The 25811-nt window shown below is 65.5% G+C and carries 20 protein-coding genes and 2 rRNA genes; 10 read left to right on the top strand and 12 right to left on the bottom strand.

From position 1 onward, the window contains the following. The first annotated feature begins 68 nt into the window (after positions 1-68). Positions 69-533: an LpqB family beta-propeller domain-containing protein gene (locus AC1MB9_RS11680; RefSeq protein ID WP_479962116.1), complete on the top strand. Its 465-nt coding sequence runs from the start codon at positions 69-71 to the stop codon at positions 531-533. Further along, positions 530-2227, top strand: coding sequence for a DUF5671 domain-containing protein (locus tag AC1MB9_RS11685; protein WP_479962117.1), 1698 nt, complete (start codon positions 530-532; stop codon positions 2225-2227). Before AC1MB9_RS11680 ends, AC1MB9_RS11685 begins: the two co-directional genes overlap by 4 nt. 60 nt (positions 2228-2287) lie before the next feature. Here the strand turns inward: AC1MB9_RS11685 and AC1MB9_RS11690 are convergent, their stop codons facing one another. Next, entirely contained in the window at positions 2288-3547 is a 1260-nt protein-coding gene (locus AC1MB9_RS11690; protein WP_479962118.1) for a CpaE/TadZ family protein, read from the bottom strand. A gap of 2 nt (positions 3548-3549) precedes the next feature. Continuing rightward, complete coding sequence (locus tag AC1MB9_RS11695) at positions 3550-4263, bottom strand: hypothetical protein (RefSeq protein WP_479962119.1); 714 nt, start codon at positions 4261-4263, stop codon at positions 3550-3552. 129 nt (positions 4264-4392) lie between these two features. On the opposite strand from AC1MB9_RS11695, the gene AC1MB9_RS11700 reads away from it, so the two are divergent. Then, positions 4393-4695 carry a helix-turn-helix domain-containing protein gene (locus AC1MB9_RS11700; RefSeq protein WP_479962120.1) on the top strand — a complete coding sequence of 101 codons (303 nt, stop codon included), beginning with the start codon at positions 4393-4395 and terminating at the stop codon, positions 4693-4695. Positions 4696-4718: 23 nt separating this feature from the next. Here AC1MB9_RS11700 and AC1MB9_RS11705 read toward each other — a convergent pair whose 3' ends face one another. Beyond that, positions 4719-5363, bottom strand: a complete 645-nt coding sequence (locus AC1MB9_RS11705; RefSeq protein ID WP_479962121.1) for a hypothetical protein — start codon at positions 5361-5363, stop codon at positions 4719-4721. A gap of 136 nt (positions 5364-5499) precedes the next feature. Here AC1MB9_RS11705 and AC1MB9_RS11710 point away from each other — a divergent pair, with 136 nt between their 5' ends. Further along, a complete protein-coding gene (locus tag AC1MB9_RS11710; protein ID WP_479962122.1) occupies positions 5500-5892 on the top strand; it encodes an Rv3235 family protein in 393 nt (130 codons plus the stop codon). 114 nt (positions 5893-6006) lie between these two features. On the opposite strand, the gene secA is transcribed toward AC1MB9_RS11710, so the two are convergent. The 6 genes from secA to mtrA form a co-directional block, all read right to left on the bottom strand. Then, on the bottom strand, positions 6007-8814 hold the full coding sequence (gene secA, locus AC1MB9_RS11715; RefSeq protein ID WP_479962123.1) for a preprotein translocase subunit SecA: 2808 nt from the start codon (positions 8812-8814) through the stop codon (positions 6007-6009). Between the two features lie 125 nt (positions 8815-8939). Beyond that, positions 8940-9662: a ribosome hibernation-promoting factor, HPF/YfiA family gene (gene hpf / locus AC1MB9_RS11720; protein WP_479962124.1), complete on the bottom strand. Its 723-nt coding sequence runs from the start codon at positions 9660-9662 to the stop codon at positions 8940-8942. Between the two features lie 100 nt (positions 9663-9762). Continuing rightward, on the bottom strand, positions 9763-10458 hold the full coding sequence (locus tag AC1MB9_RS11725; RefSeq protein ID WP_479962125.1) for a ComF family protein: 696 nt from the start codon (positions 10456-10458) through the stop codon (positions 9763-9765). A gap of 80 nt (positions 10459-10538) precedes the next feature. Beyond that, the gene (locus AC1MB9_RS11730) at positions 10539-12224 is read right to left on the bottom strand and encodes an LpqB family beta-propeller domain-containing protein (RefSeq protein ID WP_479962126.1); all 1686 of its coding nucleotides are present in this window, start codon (positions 12222-12224) and stop codon (positions 10539-10541) included. After that, positions 12217-13887, bottom strand: a complete 1671-nt coding sequence (mtrB, locus tag AC1MB9_RS11735; protein ID WP_479962127.1) for an MtrAB system histidine kinase MtrB — start codon at positions 13885-13887, stop codon at positions 12217-12219. Before mtrB ends, AC1MB9_RS11730 begins: the two co-directional genes overlap by 8 nt. An 8-nt stretch (positions 13888-13895) precedes the next feature. Beyond that, positions 13896-14576 (bottom strand): MtrAB system response regulator MtrA, encoded by a 681-nt coding sequence (mtrA, locus tag AC1MB9_RS11740; protein ID WP_479962128.1) that lies wholly within the window; start codon positions 14574-14576, stop codon positions 13896-13898. A 156-nt stretch (positions 14577-14732) separates the two neighbouring features. Between mtrA and AC1MB9_RS11745 the strand changes: the two genes are divergently transcribed. From AC1MB9_RS11745 to AC1MB9_RS11765, 5 genes are read left to right on the top strand one after another with little or no spacing between them, the layout of a single operon-like run. Next, positions 14733-15932, top strand: a complete 1200-nt coding sequence (locus tag AC1MB9_RS11745) for a DUF7847 domain-containing protein (protein WP_479962129.1) — start codon at positions 14733-14735, stop codon at positions 15930-15932. Continuing rightward, a complete protein-coding gene (locus AC1MB9_RS11750; protein WP_479962130.1) occupies positions 15929-16621 on the top strand; it encodes a DUF4129 domain-containing protein in 693 nt (230 codons plus the stop codon). Before AC1MB9_RS11745 ends, AC1MB9_RS11750 begins: the two co-directional genes overlap by 4 nt. After that, the gene (locus AC1MB9_RS11755) at positions 16618-17919 is read left to right on the top strand and encodes a DUF4350 domain-containing protein (protein ID WP_479962131.1); all 1302 of its coding nucleotides are present in this window, start codon (positions 16618-16620) and stop codon (positions 17917-17919) included. Before AC1MB9_RS11750 ends, AC1MB9_RS11755 begins: the two co-directional genes overlap by 4 nt. Further along, positions 17916-18893 carry an AAA family ATPase gene (locus tag AC1MB9_RS11760; RefSeq protein ID WP_479962132.1) on the top strand — a complete coding sequence of 326 codons (978 nt, stop codon included), beginning with the start codon at positions 17916-17918 and terminating at the stop codon, positions 18891-18893. Before AC1MB9_RS11755 ends, AC1MB9_RS11760 begins: the two co-directional genes overlap by 4 nt. Before the next feature lie 3 nt (positions 18894-18896). Beyond that, positions 18897-20204, top strand: coding sequence for a DUF58 domain-containing protein (locus AC1MB9_RS11765; protein WP_479962133.1), 1308 nt, complete (start codon positions 18897-18899; stop codon positions 20202-20204). Between the two features lie 38 nt (positions 20205-20242). On the opposite strand, the gene AC1MB9_RS11770 is transcribed toward AC1MB9_RS11765, so the two are convergent. Further along, the gene (locus tag AC1MB9_RS11770) at positions 20243-21238 is read right to left on the bottom strand and encodes a stage II sporulation protein M (RefSeq protein ID WP_479962134.1); all 996 of its coding nucleotides are present in this window, start codon (positions 21236-21238) and stop codon (positions 20243-20245) included. A gap of 17 nt (positions 21239-21255) precedes the next feature. Here AC1MB9_RS11770 and AC1MB9_RS11775 point away from each other — a divergent pair, with 17 nt between their 5' ends. Continuing rightward, on the top strand, positions 21256-22116 hold the full coding sequence (locus AC1MB9_RS11775; RefSeq protein WP_479962135.1) for an RDD family protein: 861 nt from the start codon (positions 21256-21258) through the stop codon (positions 22114-22116). 236 nt (positions 22117-22352) lie between these two features. Here the strand turns inward: AC1MB9_RS11775 and rrf are convergent. Beyond that, positions 22353-22469 (bottom strand): 5S ribosomal RNA (gene rrf / locus AC1MB9_RS11780). 123 nt (positions 22470-22592) lie between these two features. Continuing rightward, positions 22593-25720: ribosomal RNA gene (locus tag AC1MB9_RS11785) — 23S ribosomal RNA — on the bottom strand. Between the last annotated feature and the right edge of the window lie 91 nt (positions 25721-25811).

The following is a 25811-nucleotide window of genomic DNA, read 5'->3' on the forward strand; positions in this document are numbered from 1 at the left end:
ATCAATAGCCTAGGCCAGCGATTGCCTCACTTTCCCCATCGAGGCTCGGGATAGGCCATCCTGTAGACATGAGTGAGACACGTGCACGACCGGACCGGATGCTGGTCGTCATCCTGGGAATCATCGGGGCGCTCGTCGTCGTGGCCCTGGCGGTCGTTTTCTCCCGCGGGGCGCCCGAGTTGCTCGACCCGTCAACGCCGGAAGGCACGGTTCAGCGGTACGCGACTGCCGTGCTCGCGGGTGACGAGAAGACCGCGGCCCGCTATCTCAGCCAGGCCGCCCTCGACTCGTGCGAAAGGGTCGAGCGCCCCTCGGCGGACAACATCAGCATCAGCCTGATGTCGTCGACGATTCGGGACGACACCGCGGATGTGAAGGTGTCGATCACGACGTCGTACGGGAGCGGACCTTTCGGGGGTTCCGACTACGAGACCGACGCCATCGTCGACCTGGTCCGAATCGACGGTTCCTGGTTGATCGACAACGCCCCCTGGGAACTCACCATCTGCCCGAACCCGAAGGTGATCGAATGATAGGCAGCATTGTTCTGGTGGGCGTGATCCTCGTGATCGGCGCGGGCATCGTGATCGGCGTTCGCGCATCCGCTCGAGTCGGACAGTCGGGACCCGGCACGACCGCCCAGCCCTCCGCACGCCGGGTGGTGGTGTTCATTCTGCTCTTCGCCCTCGTCGTGATCGCCGCCATCGGGATGAGCGGGCTGCTCGGACGGCTCCTCGATTCCGGGAACGTGATCGCCTCCAACGACGTCTCCGGTCTCGCCCGCTCTCTCGCGTTCACCCTGATCGCGGGCCCGTTCGCCGCGGTGCTCTGGTGGGTTCAGTGGCGCCGGATCGGCGGCGATGAACGCGCCTCCGTCGCCTGGGGCCTGTATGTGGCCGCCATGAGCACCGTCGCCCTCATCACCTTCAGCGTGAGCCTGCTCACCGCCGCCGCGTCGCTCGTGCGCGGCGACGGGCAACCACGACTGGTGGCGACGGGAGTCGTCTGGGCCGCCGTGTGGGCCTGGCACCGCTGGATGAGCGGGCACACGCGACAGGGGCCCACCCGATTGACGACGGTGGCTCCGATTCTCGGCGCGGTTTTCGGGTTGCTACTCGGCCTCGGCGGCGGCGTCACATCCCTGGGAGCGCTGATCGACGCTGCCGTAACCATGGTCACTGCTACCGCCTCGTTTGGCGAGCCGTGGTGGCATTCCCCCCTGCAGGCCCTGATCTGGGGCCTCGGCGGCCTGGCCGTCTGGTGGTGGTTCTGGATCCACGACGATGCCCGCAGCCTGCGTGGGGGGCTTGCAGACGTCGCGCTCGTCGCCGTCGGGATTGTTCTGGCCGCCGTCGTCACCGTCGCCGGGGCCGCAACCACACTGTTCGTGCTGCTTCGCCTGGCGTTTGATCGCACTGAGCCGATCGCACTCATGCTGGAGCCCCTGGGCGTGGCCGTGGCCGCAGCGGGCTTCGGCGCCCTGGTCTGGAACTACCACCGCGCCCAGTCCCGGCTTCGCTCACCAGCGACGCGACGCGCCAGGGTGCTCGTGACCTCCGGCGTGGGACTCATCACCGCGGCCTCCGGCCTCGGCGTGGTCGTCAACGCCCTCCTCGCGAGCCTCACGGCCGTGTTCGTCGGCTCAGACGCCCGCACGCTGCTACTCGGCGGGATCAGCGCCCTCCTCGTCGGCGGCCCGGTGTGGTGGGTGTCCTGGAAACCGACCGCCGCCGTTGACCCGTCGGAGGCCGGCAACACCGGGCGACGGCTCTACCTCATCCTGGTATTCGGCGTGAGCGCCGTGGTGGCCATCATCACGCTGCTCGTCATCGGCTATCGCCTCTTCGAATTCGCGCTCGGGGACACGACCGGTGCAAGCGTGGTGGATCGGATGCGCGCGCCGCTCGGGCTGCTCGTGGCCACGGGCCTTGCCGCCGGCTACCACTTCGCCGTCTGGCGGCGGGATCGATCGAATGCCCCGCCCACGCCGGAGCGCCCCATCGGCCGGGTCATCCTCGTGACCGGTGCCGAGCCGGATCTTCTCACGCAGGCCATCACAGACGCGACCGGCGCCCCGGTCACCGTGTGGAAGCGTTCCGGACCGGCGAACCCGGAAGGCCCGACGGTCGACGAGGTCACGGCAGCCCTCTCCGGTGTGAGGGCCGGCCGGGTCCTCGTCGTGACCGGCCCGCACAGCGGGCTCGAGGTCATTCCCTTGCAGGACTGACGGGCTCTCCACGCGCGGCGGGCGCCACGGTTCTTGCCGCCGAATGTGCCGGTGCGGCGGTCACAAGCGTGCAGCGAGGGCACGATCCCGGGACCGGGCGCGTCTCCGGCGCGGCTCGACCGCTACCGGGGCAGTGACGAGTTTCGCCAGCACGAAACGACGGATGCTCGCCCGCGCGAGCGACTTCGGGGCGGCATCGCGCAGTGTGCGCCCCGTGAGAACGGCGACGTCGAGCGAGGCCTGGTCGTTCGGCACCAGTACGGGCGACTCGATGGCACCGAAGCGACGTAGGGCACCGACCACTTGCCCGGCCGGATCGAGACCCACCGCACTGGATCGCACCCTGTTCATCACGACACTCACCGCGGTGTCGCTGATCACGTCGGTCAGGTCGCTCCAGGCACGCAGGAACCGGGCCATGCCCACCGGATCGGCAAGCCCGCACGCCACGACGTGGTCCGCGGCACGCAGAGCCGTCACCGTCGCGGCGTTGCGTCTCGGCGCGAAAATATCGCTGGAGAGTTCCTCGTCGCTCTCCAGGTTGAACCCCGTGTCGATGACGACGTAGTCCACCCACTGCCGCACCGCCTCAATCGTTCGCGTCACGCGTTCCGCCGAGAGTTCCGGCCAACGCGAAGGCCGACCGATTCCGGTGAGCACCCAGAAGGCCCCCTGAGGCGAGTTGTAGCGCTGCGCGATGCGCTCGAACTCCGTCTGAGTCAGGCTGTCCGATCCGGCCAGACGACAGGCCGCGGCGAATCCGGGGGCCTCGTCAAGCATCCCGAGGCTCGCCGCGACGGACCCGCTGTAGGTGTCGGCGTCGGCCAGCGCGACGGTGTGCCCGGCCGCGGCGATCTCGGCCGCGATGTTGATGGCCAGGGACGTTCGACCGGGCGCCCCCGTGGGCCCCCAGACCGCCACGACGCGTCCGGAGTGCGGGGTGCCGCCCGCATGAGCGCGGTCGCCGACGCGCAGCGGCACCACGACCCCGGAGCGCACCAGAGCATCAATTTCCGGCCAGCCCACCGCGGCATCGAGCACTTCGAGCAATCCGAGCGTGGCGGCGTAGCGCCGATCCCGGTCGGACGCGGCGAGCGCAATCACTCGGATGCCCCGCGTGTCACACGCGGCAAGCAGCTCCCCGGTCAGCGACTCACGCCGCGCCCCCACCACGACAACATCCGGACGCACCTGCGGGAGGGAGGGCACGAACTCGGCGGCCGTGCGCACCTGGGCGAGGATCGAGTGGCCGTGCTCCACGATGTCTGCCAGCAGGCGGTCTTCGGTGTGCCGGTCGAGCACGAGTACAAGCGCGGCCACGGTCAGTTCCCCCCGGTCGCGGCGCCGTCGGGTGTCGCGCTCGGCGTTGGCGTCTGCGGCGTACCGGAACTGCCGGCGGCCGACTCGTCCAGCGGCGTGTCGATCGCCACAACGGAGACGACGTCACCGTTGGCAATCGACTCCAGCACCGGTCCGACGATGCCCTTCGGCACCAAAATCTCCACCGATTGTCCCTCCGACGAAGCCATCAGACCGGCCGCCGCGATCACCCGCACCACCGTTGCCGATGGCACGAGCACACCGGGCGGGGCGTACTGGGCGGCGGCGATTTTGCGAGCCGACCACACATCGACCAGTGACCCCGGCTCAATCGACTCGGCCAGGTTCGGGTGCACCATCACAACAACACTCGTCGTGGATGCCCCCACGACAGTTCCAACCGCGCCGGCCGGTACCAGTTCACCCGCCTGCACCGTGCGCGTGACGATGAGACCGTCGGACGGCAGGCGCCCCGGCGTCAGGTACTTCGGCGCGGAGTCCCCGAGCCGCACATGCGCCACCCGCAGGTCGCCGGCATCGATGTGGTCACCCGCGAGGAGCGCGGACGATGCGAGGTACACCTCGATTGTGCGGTCCGCGGTCGTGACGATTGCCGCCACCCCCGCAACGGATGCCGCGACGAGTACCAGGCCGATGCCGAATCGCGGGTCGAACCAGAGTCGTGCTCGTGTGCGTGTGCCTGCCGAGTTGGTCATGCGCGTCCTCACTCCTTGTCACCGCCTGCCGGCTCGCTCTATCGTGCCCGGGTTCGGGCGCGGCGTGAGACTTATCCACAGGGCAAATTGTTTCCACCCAAGCGGGATGGTTCGACGGATAATCGACGCATGGACGATTCAGACGCAACCGCACTGGGGCGTTTTCTGACTCTGTCGGACACCGCCGAAATCCTGGCCATCACGCCCGCCGAGGCGCTTGACCTCGTGCGCAGCAACGAATTGCCGGCCATACGCATCGGCCCCTCGCATGTGTGGCGGGTCGAGCGCTTCATGCTCGAGTCGTACATCGAAGCGAAGTATGAAGAGGCGCGACGGCTTTCCTTGTGGGAACAGTCAGACTTCGGCAACATTCCGGAGTTGTCGGGAGGTCGCGTCATACGTCCCCCATCGCGTACCGACCCGCGGACATAGTCGGCCGCCGGCGGGGGCGGCGCTCAGACCAGCCGGATGAACACCAGGTGGTCCACGGGGACGACGCGGTAGTGCTCCACCGACGGTGTGCGGCGCAGCGTCCCCGGAGGATGAACGGCCAGGTCGAGGTGGTCGCGCCCCACCCGATCGATCGTGCCGGTGAGCAGGCCTGTCCGCGTGTGCAGCTCGAGGCCGGCTCGGCGACGACACAGGTCTCGCAGCACGAAGGACAGCCCGATACGGTCCGACAAGCGCGCGGCCGATGGCGACTCGGATTCGGGGCCCAGGGACCGTTCCACCTGGTCGGCCGTGAGCGCGAGCCCGGCGATACCGGCCAGCGGCACCACGCACTGGGCAACACCCCGCGGCGTGCTGCTCGGCAGCCCGGCCGCCCGCTCGGAGTTCGAGGCGTCCGCGGCGAAGAGGTCCGCCGTAAACCAGTCCCGTCCAAAGCTTGCTGGCCGTAGGACGAGGGTGTCTCCGGTGGTCAGAACGACCCGGATCACTGCCGGGCCGGCCGCACCGAGGCTCAGGCTCAGTAGACGTGATCGCAGGGTGAGTCGCCCGCGACGATGCCGTTCCTCCTCCGCACGCAGGTCGCTCTCCTCGGCCGTCAGCTCGCGTTCGAGCTGACCTTCAAGGTCGTCAAAGAGGTTGTCCCAGCGCACAGGACGAACCTAACCCGCCGCTTGCGGTGTCACCGGGTTATCCACAGGGGATAAAAGCGCTGGACAGCCGGAGCTCTGACTGGTTGAGTGATCGCCACGGAGACACCCCGGGCACCAGACCCACAGCGGAGTAGTCATGAGCCTGTATCCAGAGCCAGCACCCGACGCCCTCCCCGCGCACGGTGAGCCCCTGCCGGACCCGGAGCCGCTGCTGATCAACCTGACGCGCGGAGTGATGGAGGTTCTTGCCGGGGCGCGTGAACTCGACCAGCTCGCCCGATGGGTGAGCGACGATGTCTACAAACACCTGCTGAGACGCGTTGTGCTCTCCGCGCGGGCGCGGGCGGTGACCGGGCGCACCGCCCGGCGGCCCAACATTTCCATTGGTCGCGTGCACATCTTCGAGCCCCGCCCCGGTGTCGTTGAGGCGGTGGTCATGGTTCACGGCCGGGCTCGCGTGCAGTGCGTGGCCCTGAGGTTGGAGACCGTCGGCTCCCGGTGGCGGGCGAGCGCGATCAACGTACTCTGAATCAACGCACTCCGAATCAACGTACTCCGAACAGACACGCATCGCCCCGTCCCGCGGAGGCGGAAGGGGGCGACGGGTGTTCCGGCGCGTGCGGCAGAGAAGCCCGCGCGGGCGCTACTTCTTCTTGGCCTGACGACGCTCGGCCCGGTTCACGGGTGCCGCGTCGGAGCTGTCGCGCTGGCCGAAGGCACCGCGCTGGGCCGGTGTCGGTTCGGCCGGGGCTTCGGCGGCGGGAGCAGAACTCTCCGAGGTGGTGCGGCGCGCACGATCCGTCGCCGCCTGCTGGATTTGGCCGCGCTGGTTTCGCACCTCCACTCCGCCGGAATCACTCGGCGCCGTGTAGCTGAGCTTCGCGTCTGCCTGATCGGCGGGCGCAAGGCCCTTGGCCGCAACGACCGGGGCCGATACGGCTCCGGCACCCTGGGTGACCTCCACGTCAAGGTTGAACAAGAACCCGACGGTCTCCTCGCGAATCTGACCCATCATCTGCTGGAACATGGCGAAGCCCTCACGCTGGTACTCAACGAGCGGGTCACGCTGGGCCATGGCGCGCAGGCCGATGCCGTCCTTGAGGTAATCCATCTCGTAGAGGTGGTCGCGCCAGCGACGGTCAATGACCGATAGCACGACGCGTCGTTCGAGTTCACGCATGGCGGGAGAACCCAGTGATTCCTCACGGCGCTGGTAGGCCTGCCGGGCATCGGAGAGAATCTCGCGGCGCATGAAGTCGCGGTTGATCCGTCCCTTGTCCCCGGCCTCGGCGACGACCTCGTCGATGGTGATGCCCACGGGGTACAGCGTTTTGAGTTCGACCCACATGGCGTCGAAGTCCCAGTCATCGCCGTTGCCCTGACCGGCATGTACGTCGAGCACCTCGTCGATGACGTTTTCCAGGAACTTCTGGGTGCGCTCGTGCAGGTCATCGCCCTCGAGGATGTGACGACGGTCACCGTAGATCGCCTCGCGCTGGCGGTTGAGCACGTCGTCATACTTGAGCACGTTCTTACGAATCTCGGCGTTGCGTCCCTCCACCTGCGCCTGGGCACTGCGGATGGCGCGACTGACGACCTTGGACTCGATCGCCATGTCGTCGGGCACGCCCTGACGACCCATGAGGCTTTCCGCGGCGCCGGCGTTGAAGAGGCGCATGAGATCATCCGTGAGCGAGAGGTAGAAGCGGCTCTCGCCCGGGTCGCCCTGGCGGCCACTGCGTCCACGCAGCTGGTTGTCGATGCGGCGGGATTCGTGGCGCTCGGTGCCGAGCACGTAGAGACCTCCGGCCGCGATGACCTTGTCGGCCTCCTCGCGCACGGTGTCCTTGACGGCCTCGAAGACATCGTCCCAGGCCGTCTCGTATTCCTCGGGGGTATCCACCGGGCTGAGGCCCTTGGCGTGCATGTCGGCCACGGCGATGAACTCGGCGTTGCCGCCGAGCATCACGTCGGTTCCACGACCGGCCATGTTCGTGGCGACCGTCACCGATCCGAGGCGTCCGGCCTGCGCGACGATGGCGGCTTCACGGGCGTGGTTCTTCGCGTTGAGCACCTCGTGGCGCACGCCCTTCTTGGCGAGCAGCCGGGAGAGGTATTCGCTCTTCTCGACGCTCGTGGTCCCCACGAGAACGGGCTGGCCCTTCTCGTGACGGGCCGCGATGTCCTCGACCACCTGGTTGAACTTCGCCTCCTCATTCTTGTAGATGAGGTCGGCCTGGTCGATGCGTTGCATCGGCTTGTTCGTGGGGATCGCGACCACACCGAGCTTGTAGGTGCTCATGAATTCGGCCGCCTCGGTCTCGGCGGTACCGGTCATGCCGGAAATCTTCGAGTACAGGCGGAAGTAGTTCTGCAGCGTGACCGTCGCCAGGGTCTGGTTCTCGGCCTTGACCGTGACGCCCTCCTTGGCTTCGATGGCCTGGTGGATGCCCTCGTTGTAGCGGCGTCCCATCAGGATTCGGCCGGTGTGCTCGTCAACAATGAGCACCTCGCCGTTCATGACGACGTAGTCCTTGTCCTTCTTGAACAGGGCATTCGCCTTGATGGCGTTGTTCAGAAATGAGATGAGCGGCGTGTTCGCCGACTCGTAGAGGTTGTCGATGCCGAGGTAGTCCTCGACCTTTTCGATGCCGGGTTCGAGCACACCGATGGTGCGCTTCTTCTCGTCGACCTCGAAGTCTTCGTCGGGCACGAGCCTTTTGGAGAGACTCGCGAACTCGGTGAACCAGCGGTTTGCCTCGCCGGATGCCGGACCCGAAATGATGAGCGGCGTCCGTGCCTCATCGATCAGGATCGAGTCGACCTCGTCGACGATGGCGAAGGAGTGCCCGCGCTGCACCATGTCGGAGGCCTGCCACGCCATGTTGTCGCGCAGGTAGTCGAAACCGAACTCGTTGTTCGTGCCGTATGTGATGTCGCACTCATACATCTCGCGACGCTGAGGAGGCGTCTGGCCGGAGACGATGCATCCGGTCGTCATGCCGAGGGCACGGAAGACGCGGCCCATCAGCTCGCTCTGGTAGCTCGCGAGGTAGTCGTTCACCGTGATGATGTGCACGCCCCGGCTCGTGATGGCGTTGAGGTACGCGGCCGTGGTGGCGACGAGCGTCTTGCCCTCACCGGTTTTCATCTCGGCGATGCTGCCGAGGTGAAGCGCGGCGCCACCCATGAGCTGAACGTCGAAGTGACGCAACCCGAGGGTGCGACTGCTCGCCTCACGCACGGCGGCGAAGGCCTCGGGCAGCAGGTCGTCGAGCGACTCCCCGGCCGAATAGCGTTCCCGCAGCGTGACGGTCTCGTTCTTGAGTTCGTCGTCGGTGAGGTGGCTGAAGTCATCCTCCAGCGCGTTGATCGCCTTCGCGTAGTTTTCCAGGCGCCGAAGAACGCGCCCTTCGCCAACACGAAGAACCTTTTCCAAAATTGAGGCCACGAATGCACTCCAGTAGTCGTCACGGTGTGTGGCTGCGCAGTGTTTTCACCCCGCGCAGCCATCACCTGTCGTCCGGCCGACGCCGGAACGCCGACCTAACCGGCAACTATAGCAATGCCAGGTGGTCAGTTACTCCGAACAGCGGCTTCAGCAGGGGCCTCCCGCAATTCAGCCGCGGAATCGTCGAGTTCGATGACGCCGTAGTCCCATCCCTTGCGGCGGTAGACCACACTCGGCCGGTGCGTTTCCGCGTCCTGGAACAGGTAGAAATCGTGCCCGACGAGCTCCATGAAGTAGAGAGCGTCGTCGACGGTCATGGGCGCCGCGGCGAAAACCTTACGGCGGATGACGACGGGGCAGTATTCCTCTTCCGCTTCGGCCTCAGCATTGGCGTCGTCATCGACGCTGTCCGGGGACACGATCGGAGCTGTACCGGTACGAACACGCTCAAGGGTCTCGCCGGAGGCCGGAACGATGTCGATCACGCTGAAGGCGACGGACGCGGCCTCCTGCAGAGACGTGGGCCGGTGCGCCCCGCCTCGGTGAACCTTCTTACGGTCCTTCGCGCGGCGTACGCGTTCGAGCAAACGCCCCAATGCAATGTCGAACGCCGCGTACTTGTCGGAGCCGTCAGCTTCGGCCCGAACCAGAGGACCCTTACCGATGAGGGTCAATTCGACCCGATCATTTCCGACCGCGGCACCGTTCTTCTCGTGGTGACGGCTTACCTTGATCTCGAGAGCGAGCGCCTTGTCGGCAAGACCGGCTATCTTCTCGGCCTTTTCCGTGGCATATTCCCGGAAGCGATCAGTGATCCCTAGGTTTCGTCCGACGATGTTAGTTTCCATGACGACCTCCTGATCTGGCGGATCGCCCGGTATATGGGCGATCATTGCGCGCCTGTGTTTTCAACCGTAGCCGGGCGGACCCGATAAGTCACCGCTTTTGTCAATCGGTTTTCAGCGGACGTTCGGTTACCGGATGGAGTCGCCGTCTTTCCGCCAGAACGGCCATCCCGACAACCTGTCCGCCCGCGTCCATGACGGCGCGTCGCGCCTCGAGAACGGTGGCACCGGTGGTGAGGATGTCGTCAACCACAATGCAGGTGAACCCGTCTAGCGCTCGAATGGCCCGGAGCGACCCCCGTCGATTCGCGGCGCGCTCCTCCCGGCCGAGACCCACCTGGTCGGCCACCGGCGCGACCGTGCGCAGCGCCGTGGTGCTGGCCAGGCCCGCGCGTCTCAGCATCAGTTCGACGGGATGGAATCCTCGGGTGCGCCAGGCGGCCGTAGACGACGGAATAACGACGAGGTGCACTCCCGCCGCGGATGCCGGAGGCGCGGCGTCGAGAGCGGCCGCCACGGCCAACCGGAGGGGCGTGGCCAGCGCGCCGGCGACATCCGTTCTGCCGCCGTCTTTGTACGACCCGATCACGTGCCGCACCACACCGGAATAATCGAGACCGCACCAGACGGAGGCCCCCTCTCGCTTCGCCTCGTGCACCTGGGGACTCAGGCCGTGCCGGCAGGCGGAACACAGCGCGCGATCGACGGCACGGCACCCCGCGCACTCCGTGGGCATGAGAACGGCCCAGGCGTCGAGAAGCGCCGCAGGCAGTGCTGCAATCAGTGCTGTGCCGCGCATGCTGGCCATGGTGCCCTGCGGCGCCGCGCCCGTGCGTCCCGGTCCTGCCACGGTGCACAGTCAGGGGGTGGGGAGGACCTCTACTTGTTGAGGCCCTGCTGCGTGGCGAGCACCGTCACCTCGTCGAGGCGTTTCTGCCAGCCCACGCCCCGCTGCACGTGCAGGCCGCCGGATGAGGTGATCGCGCGAAGGTCGCGCAGCGAGTTGCTTCCCGCGAGCGCAACGGCGTCCGGGGGCGACTCCAGTACGACACTGGCGCCACCGATCTCCCGGGCGGTGATCTGTTTCGCCCCGGCCGCCAGGGTACTGAGCGAGGCCACCGTCAATTCATCCACCCAGGCCACGTCAAGGGCGGGCGTCGCGTCGGCCATGAGCTGCAGCGGCGCGGTGAGCCCGACCGGCAACCCGTCCTTGCGAAGAATCCCCACGACGGCCAGTCGGGGCTCGGCGCCGATCGTGTACGCCGCGACAATGCGGGTGCCGTCGCGGGAGACCTTCAAGGCCTGGATCGTCGTGGCTTCCGGCCAGGGCGAGGCCACACTGACCGCGGCCGAACCGGCGGCGGTCACGACGATGTCGCTCGGTTCGTTCATCGGCACCGACCAGGTGTACCCGTCCGTGTCAATCGACGGTGCGATCAGGCCTGCACGTGAGTCGACCAGCACGGGATCGTTCCCCGCTCTCACCCGCCAGACCCCGCCGGCCGCGAGGGCGACGGCCGTTTGCTGGCCGGCCGCCAGGGAGACCGCGGTGGGCGCGAGGCCCACGATGGCGGCTGAAATACCCTCGACCGCGGTCAGAGACTGTCCGCTCGCGGCCAGAAACCCGAAGTTTCCGTCACGCAGGATCAACGCCCGCGCGTCGACGCGCGGGTTCACGGCAGGTCCCAGGTCAGCGATGTCCTGCGGGTTCTGGTCGATCGTGATTCTCACACTCATTCCCGATGGCAGGCTCTCCGTGAGCTGCGCCTTCATCCGCTCCAGGGTGACGCGGTCCGCGTTGAGCGCCTCGCTGTTGAGATCGACCATGGCGCTGCGGCCCACGACCCGCACGGCGTCGGCGGTGAGCTTCGTCCCGGCCGGGAACGCCGTGGCGACGGCGCCCCCGAGCCAGTCGCTGGGCCCGCTCAACACGGCGTTGACGATCTTGGTCGGAGCGGACGCTCCGCGTGGGAACCAGCGCAGGTCGGGCACGAGCGTATCGAAGCCGGGGTCGAAGAAGTACAGGGCGGATGCGCTGAAGACGTCGTTGAACGTGGTCTCGTCGATCAGCGTTCCATTCGGGGCGGACTGGATGCGCCACTGTCCGTCGACCTGCACGAACTCGTAACTAAGCGGCACGGGCGTTGAATCGGACTCCCGGTACTCCCCCGCGGCACTCAGCACCGCGATCGGTGTCACGGTCACCTGAATCGTCTGCTCGTCCTGGGAGGTGACAATGCGTCCGATGCCGTCATCCACGATGACGCCGGCCGTCGGGTCCCACTCCGAGCTGAAGCTGGTGGTGAGAAATTCGCGGGCGATTTCGTAATTGCTGTCCGGGCTTGACGCCGCGTCGATGAAGCCGAGCAGGATCGAGTCCACGCCGGCGTCCCGCTGCGGGCCGGACGGCAAGAAGACCTGGGCCGGGCTCTCGTCGTCGATGTCGGCCTGTCCCGCGCGCACGCTTCCGTCCCGCGGGATCCCGGAACACGAGGTCAGGACGATGACGGCGGCCACGATAGCGGCGAGCGCGCGGCCGACGTTGCGACTGGATGCTCTACGCATGCGTTCCCTCCGTGAGTCCGTGCTCGGGCCCCAGCTCGCCGAGGGTTGACGTGGCATCGGTCGGCGGAAGTGGGATCGGTGACGCGGTGAGCATTCCCCCGGACAAACGCGGCAGGGTCAGGCGAAAACAGGCGCCGTGATCGGGTGATGACCAGACCTGCAACCAACCATTGTGCACGGTGGCATCTTCGCGGGCAATCGACAGGCCAAGGCCCGTGCCCCCGATGGTGCGTTTGCGGCTGGGGTCGGCCCGCCAGAAGCGGTCGAACACGTGCGCCACCTCGGACTGGCTCATGCCCATCCCGTAGTCGCGCACGGCGATCGCCACCGAATCACTGTTGCTGTCGACCGAGATGACCACCGGTTTGCCGTCACCGTGCTCAATGGCGTTGCCGATCAGGTTGTGCAGGATACGACGGATGCGACGGGGGTCCACGTCCGCGTTGAGGTACCCGCCGGGGGCGACGAGCCTCAGGTCGCTGCCCTTGGACTCGGCGAGACTGCGCAACCCGTCAACGGCGTCCTCCGCGAGGTGCACGAGGTTGGTCGGCTCGCTCTCCAGCTCGACGGATCCGGCGTCGTACCGGCTGATCTCCAGCAGGTCGCTCAGCAGCACCTCGAAACGTTCCACCTGCATGTGCAGGAGCTCCGCTGTGCGTCCGGTCGCCGGCGGGAAACTGGCGCGCTGGTCGTAGAGCACGTCGCCGGCGAGGCGGATGGTCGTGAGCGGTGTGCGCAACTCGTGGGAGACATCCGACACAAAGCGTTGCTGAACCTCGGAGAGGTCGGCAAGCTTCTGGATCTGGCTTTGCAGGCTGTCGGCCATGCCGTTGAAGGACCGGGCGAGGGTGGCGATGACGTCTTGTCCTTTCTCGGGGATGCGCACCTCAAGGTCGCCGCGGGCGAGTTTCTCGCTCGTCTCGGCGGCGACCCGAATCGGCGTCACCACGAAACGCACGATCACCCAGCTGACACCGCCGATCAGCAGCACGAGGGCGACGCCGGCGACGCCGAGTGTCTGCTGCACGAAGAGCAACGTCGACTCCGAATCCTGCAGGCTGTAGCCGATGTAGAGCTCATACCGCCCGGCGACCGGAACGGTCAGTTGTGACCCCACGACGATGCCGGGAATCTCGGTGCCGAGGTCGTCGGTGAGGGTCACGGACTGCCAAAACTGTTCGTCGGAACTCGCCTGCACGGCCTCGCGCAGCTCGTTCGAGACAACTCCCGTTTCCTCCCCGAAGGTCGACGAGTCCTGCGGGGCCACGGTCGACGCTTCCTGGTCGGGAACGCGCAGCACGGCGATGAGCCGGCTTGAGGACGCCGCGGTGATCGACGTGCGCGCCGAGCCGACCAGCGCTCGAACCTGTACACGATCCACCGCGTCTGACGCGTCGAGGATGCCCTGCGCGGCGTTCGTGGCCCGGTTCGAGTCGAGCAACACCTGATTGAGTCTCGACTGGAACAGATCGTTGCCGATGCTCACCGACATGTAGACGCCGACCACGAGGATGGCCATCCCCGACAGGACAACCGAAATGGTGACGGTACGAAAATGCAGGGACGCGCGCCAGGACGTGACGACGGCTCGGGGCCAGGACCGCCAGTTCCTCGCCTGCATTCTCGAACGCCACGTGACGTCCGCACCCGGTGTCAGAGCCATCAAAGGACCTAGCCGACCGCGCCGGCCCGGTAGCCGACACCGCGAACGGTCATCACGATCTTCGGGTTGTCGGGGTCTTCTTCGACCTTTGCCCGGAGCCGCTGCACGTGCACATTCACCAGGCGCGTGTCCGCCTTGTAGTGGTAACCCCACACCTGTTCGAGAAGCATCTCGCGAGTGAACACCTGCTGGGGTTTGGATGCCAGGGCCAGCAGCAGATCGAATTCGAGCGGGGTCAGGTTGATGCTGCGATCGCCGCGCTTCACCTCATGGCCCGCGGCATCGACGACAACGTCACCGATTTGCAGGCTGAGGGTCGAGACGACGGGCGTGGGACGCAGCCGGGTGCGAATCCGAGCCACGAGTTCTTTGGGGTTGAACGGTTTGACCATGTAGTCGTCGGCGCCGGATTCCAGACCGCGCACGACATCTGTGGTGTCGGTGCGCGCGGTCAGCATGATGATCGGTGTGCCGGACTCCGCACGGATGCGGCTGCACACCTCGATTCCGTCGATGCCGGGCAGCATCAGGTCGAGTAGAACCAGGTCGGGCTTGGTCGTGCGAAAAGCCTCAACAGCCAGCGCCCCGTCCGCGCAGAAGCTTGGCTCGAATCCCTCGCTGTGCAAGACGATGCCGATCATCTCGGACAGCGCGGTGTCGTCGTCGACGACCAAAATACGTGAGGTCATTGTTCTCTCTTTGCCATCATCGTGCGTTTCGTCGGCTTCGACGCCTCAACGTCGCCGCCCCCCTGAAGCTGCGGATTGCCCGGTGAGTAGTTCATTCCGGTCTCCAGAATAGTCGAGCGAGACCAAAAAACGCGCTCCCAACCGAGGTGTGCCAGCATGGGACTCGTGACCGACCCGCAGAACTGGCAACCACCCACGTTCCCAGCGCCCCCGCAGGCACCCCAGTATGGCCCGCCTACCGGGCTTCCGGGTGGCGGACCGACCGGCGCGCCCGTTCCCCCGCCCGTCGGCGCCCCGCTCGGCGCCCCGCTCGGCGGCCCTCCGTCGGGTTGGACGCCGCCGCCGAAGCCGGGCCTCATCCCGCTGCGCCCCCTCGGTTTCGGTACCCTTCTGTTCGCTCCGTTCCGAGTGCTGCGGCGCAACCCCCGTGCGACATTCGGGAGTGCCCTGATCATTCAGGGCATTGTGCTGCTCGCGACGTTCTCTGTTGTGCTGCCCGTCACGTACTGGGTGGCGAACCGGGTCGCCAGCGCGCCGTCCGACCAGCAGGCGGAGATCGAATCCGGCGGGCTTGTGATCATCCTGCTGTCGACTCTCGTGCCCCTTTTTCTCAGCGTGATCGCCGCCGCCGTGCTTCAGGGCGTGATCGTCACGGAGGTGGCCCGGGCGACGCTCGGAGAAAAGCTTCGGCTGGGACGCCTGTGGCGTACGGCACGGCCGCGCCTGTGGAAGCTGGTGCTCTGGACCCTGCTCGTACTCACGGCGCTGATCCTTGGCCTCGCCGTCCTCGTTCTCGCGATCGTGCTGCTCGCGGCGCTCGGAGACACACTCGGACTGGTGTTGTCCATCGTCACCGGCGTCATCGGTGGGCTCACGTTGCTCGCGGTCACCGTCTGGATCGCGACGAAGACATCCGTGGTGCCCAGCCTGATTGTTTTGGAGCGGCTCACCATGGGGGCCGCGATCCGACGATCGTGGTCGCTCACCCGCGGTTACTTCTGGCGCACGTTCGGGGTACTCGCCCTCGTGTCCATCGCGGTGAATCTGCTGGTGCAAATCGTCACCACCCCCTTCACCCTGGTGTTCTCCATCCTGATGTCGTTGGTCGACCCGACCGCGTCCGTCGATGCGTATATTCCCGCCTTCATCTCCTATGCCGGCGTCATCCTGGTCACGTTCGTGGCGGGCGCCGTCGGTTCCGTCATCACCTCCGCGACGGTCGCGCTGATTTATCTCGACCTTCGAATGCGCAAAGAGGGCCTCGACCTGGAACTTGCCCGGTTCGTCGAGGCTCGGCAGGCCGGTTCCGTCATCGGGGATCCGTACCTCACCGTCCACACCCCACCCCAGGCATGATCGGCCGCGTGCTCCGGGCACCGGCAGATATTCCGGTGACGCCAGACGGACCAGAGGCGCGACGCTGGTTGCAGGATGAACTTCTCAACGCCAGATACGAGGCGGCTCGGCCCACCTGGTTCGACCGCTTGTCACAGGCGTTCTTCGACTGGCTCGGGTCGTTGACTCTTCCCGACGGCGCCGGGTGGACCAGCTGGCTGCCCGCCGTCGTGATCGCCGTTGTCCTCGTCGCGATCGGGGCCGCATGGTTGATCTTCGGAGTCCCCAGGCGCAATCGGCGACGTGCCAGGGCGAGCGCCGACCTTTTCGGCGCGGACGACCGGCGCAGCGCCGCCGAGATGCGTCGCGCCGCACAGACCGCCGCACAAGCGCGCGACTGGAGCCTGGCCGCCGAGGAAACGTTCCGGGCGATCGCCGCCGACCTCTTCGAACGCACCGTGGTCAGTGTGACGCCCGGGACGACCGCGCACGGCTTCTCCGAGCGCGCCGCGACGACTTTTCCGGCGGCACGCTCGCGGCTTGCACGCGCGGCCGATGTGTTCGACCGGGTGCGCTATCTGGGCGTGTCGGGGGCCGAGGCCGACTTCCGCGCCCTCGACGCGCTTGCGGACGAGCTGCGCACCGCCACACCCACCCGGCTCGCGCCGGCCTCTGAGTCGGGCATCATCACCGCGCGGGACGACTCATGAGCGGGTCGATCACCGCCGACCGGCATCCGCTGCACGACTCGGCGGCCACCGCCGTCACACCCACGGTGCGCACCTCCGTGCGTCGATCCGGCTTCTGGGTCATCGCCGCCACGGGGGCAGTTCTGGTCACGTTCGCGGTGACCCTGCTCGTCGGAGGCCCCGCAGCCGGTCGCCGGCTCGCCGCCGACAGCGCCGCACCCTCCGGTGGCATGGCCCTGGCCACGGTTCTGCGGGAGCAGGGGGTCACCGTCGTGACCGCGGACACCCTGGCCGAGGCACGTGCGGCGACCCGCACCGCCGATGCCGCCACACTCTTCTTCTTCGACAACGGGAACTTCCTGGACGCGGCGGCACTCACCGCGATGGGGTCCCTCGCCACGCGCACGGTCGTCGCCGCACCCAACTTCGCCGGCCTGCAGGCGCTGGCGCCCGAGGTCGGGTTCGGTGGATTGTCGGCCGCGGACTCTCTCGCCGCGCAGTGCTCGGTGCCCGCGGCGACGCGGGCGGGGTCGCTTTCGCCCGGCGGAGGCACGCTCAGCATCCCGGAGGGCGTCGCGGCATCCGGGGCCACGCTCACCGGCTGCTTCCCGAGCAGCGACACCACCTTTTCGATGATCGAGCGATCCGCGGCGGACCGGTCGCTCACGCTCGTGCCCGACGCGACCGTATTCAGCAACGAGGCGATCGCCGACTTCGGCAACGCGGCCCTGGCCCTGAACCTGCTGGGAGCGACCGACACCGTCGTTTGGTACCTGCCGACGCTGGCCGACGTGCCACGCACGGGGCCGCCGTCGATCGCCGAGCTCGCTCCCGGGGCGCTGACACCGGCACTCATCCTGCTTGGACTCGTCGCCGTGGCGGCGGCGCTCTGGCGAGGTCGTCGCTTCGGGCCGCTCGTGGCTGAGAATCTGCCCGTGACGGTGAAGGCGAGCGAGACCATGGAGGGGCGGGCACGGCTCTACGCCCGCGGAAGCACGCGCCTGCGCGCCCTCGACGCTCTGCGCATCGGCACCGTGCAGCGCCTGGCCGGTCAGGTCGGGCTCGGCCGCCGCGCGCGCCTGGACGACGTGGTGCACAGAGTCGCCGCGCTCACCGGTTTGGCCGTCACCGAGGTGCGAGATGCGCTCGTGCAGGAGCAGCCGACCGGTGACGCCGATCTGCTGCGCCTGGCCAACCGCCTCCAGGAGATTGAACGGACGACGAGGTCCGCGGTGTCTCCGAACCCGGCGTCCCGGCCGTCTCCCCCTCCCGCCCCGGCATCTCCCGATCTCCCGCCTCACGGCAGAATGGACTCATGATCACTCCCGACAGCGCCCTCAGCACCGATTCACTGCGCGAGTCACTCACCCGGGTTCGTGCCGAAGTGGGCAAGGCCGTCGTGGGGCAGGACGGCGCCGTGACGGGGCTGATCATCGCTCTGCTCGCCAAAGGCCACGTGCTGCTGGAGGGCGTTCCCGGCGTGGCCAAGACGCTGCTCGTGCGCACGCTCAGCCACGCCCTCAACCTCGACACGAAACGCATCCAGTTCACGCCGGACCTGATGCCAGGCGACGTGACCGGCTCTCTCATTTATGACGCCACGTCCGGAGAATTCGAGTTTCGGGCCGGGCCGGTGTTCACCAACATTCTGCTCGCCGACGAGATCAACCGCACTCCCCCGAAGACACAGTCGGCGTTGTTGGAAGCGATGGAGGAACGCCAGGTGAGCGTCGACGGTGCCACGCGCCCGCTGCCGGTCCCGTTCATCGTGGCCGCCACGATGAACCCGATCGAGTACGAGGGCACCTACACGCTGCCGGAGGCGCAGCTGGACCGGTTCCTGCTCAAACTGGTTCTGGATGTTCCGGCGCGCGACGACGAGGTGGAGGTGCTGCGGCGACATGCGGCCGGTTTCAACCCTCGGGACCTTGCCGGTGCGGGCGTTACACCTGTTCTCGGCGCCGCCGAGCTGGCGGCGGCCCAGGCGGCCGTGGCATCCGTCGGGGCCAGCGCTGACGTGCTCGCCTACGTCGTGGACCTCGCGCGTGCCACCCGCGCCAGCCCATCGGTGAAGCTCGGTGTGAGCCCCCGGGGAACCACGGGCCTGCTCGCGGCGGCCAAGGCGTGGGCCTGGCTGAGCGGTTATGAGTCGATCACGCCCGACCACGTGCAAGCGATGGTGCTGCCGGTGTGGCGCCACCGCATGGTGCTGCAGCCGGAGGCCGAGCTCGAGGGTGTTTCAGTCGATGCGATCCTGCGCGGCGTGCTCCAGCAGGTGCAGGTTCCGATCTAGCCCATGACTCTCTCCGGTCGATATGTGCTTCTGCTCGCGCTCGGCATCATCCCCGTGGTGCTGCTCGGCGACACGCCCGCGCGCGGATTCGCGGTGCTGGGACTGTGGTTCCTCGCCACCGTCCTGGTCGGCGGCCTCGATCTGCTTCTGGCCGCATCCCCGCGCAGCCTGGTTCTCGAACGCGTGCTGCCCTCAAGGGTGCGTCTGGGCGAAACGGTCACAAGCGAACTCTTCGTCACGAACGCCGGTCGCCGTCACCTGCACGCGGTGATCCGGGATGCCTGGCAGCCGTCGGCCGGCGCCGGCAACAACCGATCAGCGGTTTCGATCCCGCCGGGCGAACGCCGACGCGTGGCGAACACGCTGACGCCGTTTCGGCGGGGAGAGCGTCGGGTCGGCCAGGTGACGGCACGGAGCCACGGTCCGCTGGGGTTGTGGAGCCGCCAGGCGACGCTGAATGCGCCGGGCCTCATCCGAGTGCTGCCACCGTTCCATTCCCGCAAACATCTGCCCTCCCGCATCCAGCGGCTCAAGGAACTCGACGGCCGCACGAGCGTGATGGTGCGCGGTCCGGGTACGGAGTTCGATTCCCTGCGTGAGTACGTGCGCGGCGACGACGTGCGCTCGATCGACTGGCGCGCCACGGCCAGGCGCAACGATGTGATGGTGCGCACCTGGCGGCCCGAACGTGACCGACGAGTCGTCATTCTCATCGACACGGCGCGCACCTCGGCGGTGCGCGTCGATGATGAGCCTCGCCTGGACACCGCCTTTGAGGCCAGTCTGCTGCTGGCCGCTCTCGCCGACCCTGCCGGGGACCGCGTTGACTTTCTCGCGTTCGATCGTCGCGTTCGCGGTCGCGTGGCCGGCGCCAAGGGCGCGGCGTTGCTGTCGCAGATGGTCGATTCGATGGCGCTCATCGAACCCGAGCTGATCGAGATGGATTGGGCCGCCGTTCCGGCGCAGGTTCGCAGCATCACGAGCCAGCACGCGCTCGTCGTGCTCATCACCTCGATCGACGCCGCCGGGGCATCCACAGGGCTGTTGTCGGTACTTCCCCAGCTCACCGCGCGGCACACCGTCGTTGTCGCCTCCGTGACCGATCCCGTCGCGGCCGCGGCCGTCGAGGAACGGTCAACCCGCACCGAGGTGTACCGGGCGGCCGCGGCCGAGCGGGCCATGCTCGATGTGTCCCGGGTTTCCGCCGCCATTCGCAGGCTTGGCGGGGAGGTCGTGACCGGTTCGCCGGCCGATCTGCCGCCTGCACTCGCCGACCGGTACATCCTGCTCAAGGCCACCGGCCGCCTGTAGGGCTTGCGCCAGGCCGCTGCCTCGATGGGCCGCGGATATCACGCCGAGTAGATGCGGGTGCTTCCGGCCTCGTATTCCCCGAGGTCGCCGGTCTCGCCCCGACGCGTGGCACGCCCTCCGACGACGGTCATGTAGGTGAGGAATGCCGCCAGCGCGAGGGTTCCGATGCCGATCTTCACCGGCCAGGGCCACGGCGCTGGTGTGACGAATCCCTCAATGATGCCTGACACGAACAGCACAAGAACGAGGCCAATGGCCACCGTGAACAGGGCTCGGGCGTCTTCCGCGAGAGCCTGCCCCCTGGTGCGGGCGCCGGGTGCGATCCAGGCCCAGAAGATACGCAGGCCCGCCGCGGCGGCCACGAAGATGGCCGTGAGTTCTAGCTGGCCGTGCGGAGCAATATAGAGGAAGAAGACGTCCCCCTTGTCCTGCGAAAACATGATCGCCATGGTCAGTCCCAGACTCTGGGCGTTCTGCAGGATGATGAAGGGCACATAGACGCCCACGATTCCGAACGCAATGCACTGTGCCGCGATGAACGCGTTATTGGTCCAGACCAAACCAGTGAAGGATGCCGCGGGGTTGGCCGAGTAGTACCCCACGAAGTCCTCGTTGGCGACCTGCGCCAACTGTTCGTCCGTGCCGAGGTTCGCCAACACCTGCACGTCGCTGAGCGCCCAGAGCGCATAGAGCCCTGCCACCACGACGGTGACGAGAGCCACCGCAAGGGTGAGCCACCGAATCCGGTACAGGGCCGCCGGCAGCTGCAGGGCGAAGAACTCGGGAAGCAGGGACAACAGATTGGCGCTGGTTCCGGTGAATCGCAACCGCGCCCTGGACAACGCCACGGACAGGCGGTCGCCCTGCACCGTTGACCCCGCGGTCGTCTTGATGGCAGACAGGTGCGTCGCGCCCGCCTGATAGCGCTCGATGAGCTCGTCGGACTCGGCGCCGGAAAGCCGGCGCCGTGAGCCAAGCTCTGTGAGGCGGCTCCACTCCTGTTTGTGTGCTGCCGTGTAGGCGTCGAGATCCATCTGCTTCAATAGTAGACATGGTGCAGACCGTTCAGTCCACTGACCCGGCCCACGACGGCTCCGACAGCTCCACTGAGGGACTTCTCACGGGCGAGGCTGTCGCACTTGATGTGCTCCCGGCCAACCTCATCCTTCGCGGAGCGGGCGCGGCCATTGACGTCGTGGCCTACGGCATTCTGTTCACCGTGCTGATTCTGTCCGTGCTGTACGTGCTCGGCGACGCGGCGGATCCGGCACTCACCCAGGCCGTGATGATCGCCAGCCTCGTCGTGTCCCTTGTGGTTGCGCCCATGGTAGTTGAGACGGCCACCCGCGGCCGTTCCCTCGGCAAACTCGCCATCGGCGCGCGAATCGTGCGCGTGGACGGCGGCGCGATCTCGCTGCGGCATGCCTTCATCCGCGCCCTCACCGCAATCCTGGAAATCTTCATGACCCTCGGCGGTCTCGCTGCGACCGTTGGGCTGCTGAACGCGCGGTCCCAACGTCTCGGTGACCTGCTAGCCGGCACGTACAGTCAGCACGAGCGGGTGCCCGCCTATTCGGCGCCCGTCGCCGGGGTTCCTGTGCCGCTGCTCGAGTGGGCACAGACCGTCGACGTGGCCCGCTTGCCCGACCCGCTGGCGCGTCGGGTGGCGCAGTTCCTCCGGCAGTCGGCGAAGTTCACCCCGGCGACCCGGGAGCGCCTCGCCGCGTCGCTGGCCGCCGAGGTGACACCGTTTGTCTCCCCGGTTCCGGCCGCCCCGGCAGAGGCGTTCCTGATCGCTGTCGCCGCGGTGCGCCGTGACCGCGAGTACGCCGCCCTGATGCTTGAGCGCGGCCGCCTGGAGCGTCTCGCGCCGGTGCTGCACGGTCTCCCCCACGACTTTCCCAGCCGCTAGCGTCGCCGCCCGCGGGATCCACGGTCTCGACCAGCCGGCCGCGGTTGCGTTGGTCGAGGCGCGACGAAGGAGCGATCGAGACCACGCACCCCGTTCTCAGACCCGACTCCACTCTCAGGGGCGTCTCACCTGGTCTCGATTCTCGCGCCTCGACCCGCGGCACCGGCGGCACCGGGCGGGTTAACGCAAAAATGGCCACCCCGTGCGGGGTGGCCATTAGTGTGTTGCTAAGTTAAGTCCGGCGGTGTCCTACTCTCCCACAGGGTCCCCCCTGCAGTACCATCGGCGCAAAGAGTCTTAGCTTCCGGGTTCGGAATGTGACCGGGCGTTTCCCTCTTGCTATAGCCGCCGAAACACCTGTGATGCGTGTTTCGAACCTATATTTTTTAGTTATAGTGCTTCCGTAGAAGCGGTTGTTCTCGACCGTACATCGAGAACCACATAGTGGACGCTAAAGCAGCTTCTTCAAACTGAGTGTTATCAAATTATCGGCTTATTAGTACCGGTCAGCTTCATGGGTCTTTAGTCCCCACTTCCACATCCGGCCTATCAACGCAGTAGTCTAGCTGCGAGCCTCTCCCCCGAAGGGATGGAAATCTCATCTCGAAGCTGGCTTCCCGCTTAGATGCTTTCAGCGGTTATCCATTCCGAACGTAGCTAATCAGCGGTGCTCCTGGCGGAACAACTGACACACCAGAGGTTCGTCCATCCCGGTCCTCTCGTACTAGGGATAGATCTTCTCAAATTTCCTGCGCGCGCAGCGGATAGGGACCGAACTGTCTCACGACGTTCTAAACCCAGCTCGCGTACCGCTTTAATGGGCGAACAGCCCAACCCTTGGGACCTACTCCAGCCCCAGGATGCGACGAGCCGACATCGAGGTGCCAAACCATGCCGTCGATATGGACTCTTGGGCAAGATCAGCCTGTTATCCCCGAGGTACCTTTTATCCGTTGAGCGACAGCGCTTCCACAAGCCACTGCCGGATCACTAGTCCCGACTTTCGTCCCTGCTCGACTTGTCAGTCTCACAGTCAAGCTCCCTTGTGCACTTACACTCGACACCTGATTGCCAACCAGGTTGAGGGAACCTTTGGGCGCCTCCGTTACTTTTTAGGAGGCAACCGCCCCAGTTAAACTACCCACCAGGCACTGTCCCTGAACCGGATCACGGTTCGAAGTTAGGTATCCAATATGACCAGAGTGGTATTTCAACGATGACTCCACCTGAACTAGCGTCCAAGCTTCAAAGTCTCCCACCTATCCTACACAAGCCACACCGAACACCAATACCAAGCTGTAGTAAAGGTCACGGGGTCTTTCCGTCCTGCTGCGCGTAACGAGCATCTTTACTCGTAATGCAATTTCGCCGAGTTCGCGGTTGAGACAGCTGGGAAGTCGTTACGCCATTCGTGCAGGTCGGAACTTACCCGACAAGGAATTTCGCTACCTTAGGATGGTTATAGTTACCACCGCCGTTTACTGGGGCTTAAATTCTCAGCTTCGCCTTGCGGCTAACCGTTCCTCTTAACCTTCCAGCACCGGGCAGGCGTCAGTCCGTATACATCGTCTTGCGACTTAGCACGGACCTGTGTTTTTAGTAAACAGTCGCTTCCCACTGGTCTCTGCGGCCTTCGAACGCTCCCGGAGCAAGTCCGTTCACGCCTCAGGCCCCCCTTCTCCCGAAGTTACGGGGGCATTTTGCCGAGTTCCTTAACCACGATTCTCTCGATCTCCTTAGTATTCTCTACCTGATCACCTGAGTCGGTTTGGGGTACGGGTGACTAAAACCTCGCGTCGATGCTTTTCTCGGCAGCATAGGATCACTGATTTCACCCTTACGGGCTACCCATCGGGTCTCAGGCTATATGAACGACGGATTTGCCTATCGTTCGCCCTACATCCTTAGACCGGGTCAACCATCGCCCGGCTCAGCTACCTTCCTGCGTCACACCTGTTAATACGCTAACCGCACCAGAATAGGGTCGTACGCTAGGCCCCACGCCTCACCCCGAAGGGATCGGTCTAGGGGATTCAGATACTTAGCATTACTGGATTAGCTTGGGCGGTTTTTCGTCAGTACGGGAATATCAACCCGTTGTCCATCGACTACGCCTGTCGGCCTCGCCTTAGGTCCCGACTTACCCAGGGCGGATTAGCCTGGCCCTGGAACCCTTGATCTTTCGGAGGACGGGTTTCTCACCCGTCTTTCGCTACTCATGCCTGCATTCTCACTCGTGTGGCCTCCACGGCTGGTTTACACCGCCGCTTCGCTGGCCACACGACGCTCTCCTACCCATCAACACGGCTGAACCAACACCACAAGGGTGCGGCTAACCAAAAATATCAATGCCACAACTTCGGTGGCGTGCTTGAGCCCCGTTACATTGTCGGCGCGGAATCACTTGACCAGTGAGCTATTACGCACTCTTTCAAGGGTGGCTGCTTCTAAGCCAACCTCCTGGTTGTCTGTGCAACTCCACATCCTTTCCCACTTAGCACGCGCTTTGGGACCTTAGTTGGTGGTCTGGGTTGTTTCCCTCTCGACGATGAAGCTTATCCCCCACCGTCTCACTGCTGCGCTCTCACTTACCGGCATTCGGAGTTTGGCTGACGTCAGTAAGCTTTTGGGCCCCATCGGCCATCCAGTAGCTCTACCTCCGGCAAGAAACACGCAACGCTGCACCTAAATGCATTTCGGAGAGAACCAGCTATCACGAAGTTTGATTGGCCTTTCACCCCTATCCACAGCTCATCCCCTCCATTTTCAACTGAAGTGGGTTCGGTCCTCCACGACGTCTTACCGTCGCTTCAACCTGGCCATGGATAGATCACTTCGCTTCGGGTCTAGGACATGCGACTGAATCGCCCTATTCAGACTCGCTTTCGCTACGCATTCCCCTCTCGGGTTAAGCTCGCCACATATCACTAACTCGCAGGCTCATTCTTCAAAAGGCACGCTGTCACCAGAATCAGACTGGCTCCAACGGATTGTAAGCAAACGGTTTCAGGTACTATTTCACTCCCCTCCCGGGGTACTTTTCACCTTTCCCTCACGGTACTTGTTCACTATCGGTCATGTAGGAGTATTTAGGCTTATCAGGTGGTCCTGACGGATTCACACGGGATTTCTCGGGCCCCGTGCTACTTGGGATACTCTTCGGGTGATTGCTGCATTTCGACTACGGGGTTCGCACCCTCTATGACCAGGCTTTCAATCCTGTTCGTCTATACAACGCTCTAACCCTTGCCATTCGGTAGAATCAGCTGAAAAGTCCCACAACCCCGACCATGCAACGCCTACCGGCTATCACACATGATCGGTTTAGCCTCATCCGGGTTCGCTCGCCACTACTAACGGAATCACTATTGTTTTCTCTTCCTGTGGGTACTGAGATGTTTCACTTCCCCACGTTCCCTCTACCCGCCCTATATATTCAGGCGGGAGTCACCAGGTCACCTCACGGGCCTGGCGGGGTTTCCCCATTCGGACATCCTCGGATCACAGTTCGTTTATCAACTCCCCGAGGCTTATCGCAGATTACTACGTCCTTCTTCGGCTCTACATGCCAAGGCATTCACCGTTTGCTCTTAAAAATTTGAAATCACATGAGTTTGAATCGATTGGTGCCACGAATAAATTCGCGGCAGAAATTGACCAATGATCTAATTGCTTAGATCTTTGTAATTTGGGGA

The sequence above is a fragment of the Cryobacterium sp. AP27 genome (assembly GCF_056680495.1).

Excerpts from the sequence above, each read along its gene's own strand:
- AC1MB9_RS11680 (WP_479962116.1), top strand. The coding sequence starts at position 69 with ATGAGTGAGACACGTGCACGACCGGACCGGATGCTGGTCGTCATCCTG.
- AC1MB9_RS11685 (WP_479962117.1), top strand. The coding sequence starts at position 530 with ATGATAGGCAGCATTGTTCTGGTGGGCGTGATCCTCGTGATCGGCGCG.
- AC1MB9_RS11695 (WP_479962119.1), bottom strand. The coding sequence starts at position 4,263 with ATGACCAACTCGGCAGGCACACGCACACGAGCACGACTCTGGTTCGAC.
- AC1MB9_RS11700 (WP_479962120.1), top strand. The coding sequence starts at position 4,393 with ATGGACGATTCAGACGCAACCGCACTGGGGCGTTTTCTGACTCTGTCG.
- AC1MB9_RS11710 (WP_479962122.1), top strand. The coding sequence starts at position 5,500 with ATGAGCCTGTATCCAGAGCCAGCACCCGACGCCCTCCCCGCGCACGGT.
- hpf (WP_479962124.1), bottom strand. The coding sequence starts at position 9,662 with ATGGAAACTAACATCGTCGGACGAAACCTAGGGATCACTGATCGCTTC.
- AC1MB9_RS11725 (WP_479962125.1), bottom strand. The coding sequence starts at position 10,458 with ATGCGCGGCACAGCACTGATTGCAGCACTGCCTGCGGCGCTTCTCGAC.
- AC1MB9_RS11730 (WP_479962126.1), bottom strand. The coding sequence starts at position 12,224 with ATGCGTAGAGCATCCAGTCGCAACGTCGGCCGCGCGCTCGCCGCTATC.
- mtrB (WP_479962127.1), bottom strand. The coding sequence starts at position 13,887 with ATGGCTCTGACACCGGGTGCGGACGTCACGTGGCGTTCGAGAATGCAG.
- mtrA (WP_479962128.1), bottom strand. The coding sequence starts at position 14,576 with ATGACCTCACGTATTTTGGTCGTCGACGACGACACCGCGCTGTCCGAG.
- AC1MB9_RS11745 (WP_479962129.1), top strand. The coding sequence starts at position 14,733 with ATGGGACTCGTGACCGACCCGCAGAACTGGCAACCACCCACGTTCCCA.
- AC1MB9_RS11750 (WP_479962130.1), top strand. The coding sequence starts at position 15,929 with ATGATCGGCCGCGTGCTCCGGGCACCGGCAGATATTCCGGTGACGCCA.
- AC1MB9_RS11755 (WP_479962131.1), top strand. The coding sequence starts at position 16,618 with ATGAGCGGGTCGATCACCGCCGACCGGCATCCGCTGCACGACTCGGCG.
- AC1MB9_RS11760 (WP_479962132.1), top strand. The coding sequence starts at position 17,916 with ATGATCACTCCCGACAGCGCCCTCAGCACCGATTCACTGCGCGAGTCA.
- AC1MB9_RS11765 (WP_479962133.1), top strand. The coding sequence starts at position 18,897 with ATGACTCTCTCCGGTCGATATGTGCTTCTGCTCGCGCTCGGCATCATC.
- AC1MB9_RS11770 (WP_479962134.1), bottom strand. The coding sequence starts at position 21,238 with ATGGATCTCGACGCCTACACGGCAGCACACAAACAGGAGTGGAGCCGC.
- AC1MB9_RS11775 (WP_479962135.1), top strand. The coding sequence starts at position 21,256 with ATGGTGCAGACCGTTCAGTCCACTGACCCGGCCCACGACGGCTCCGAC.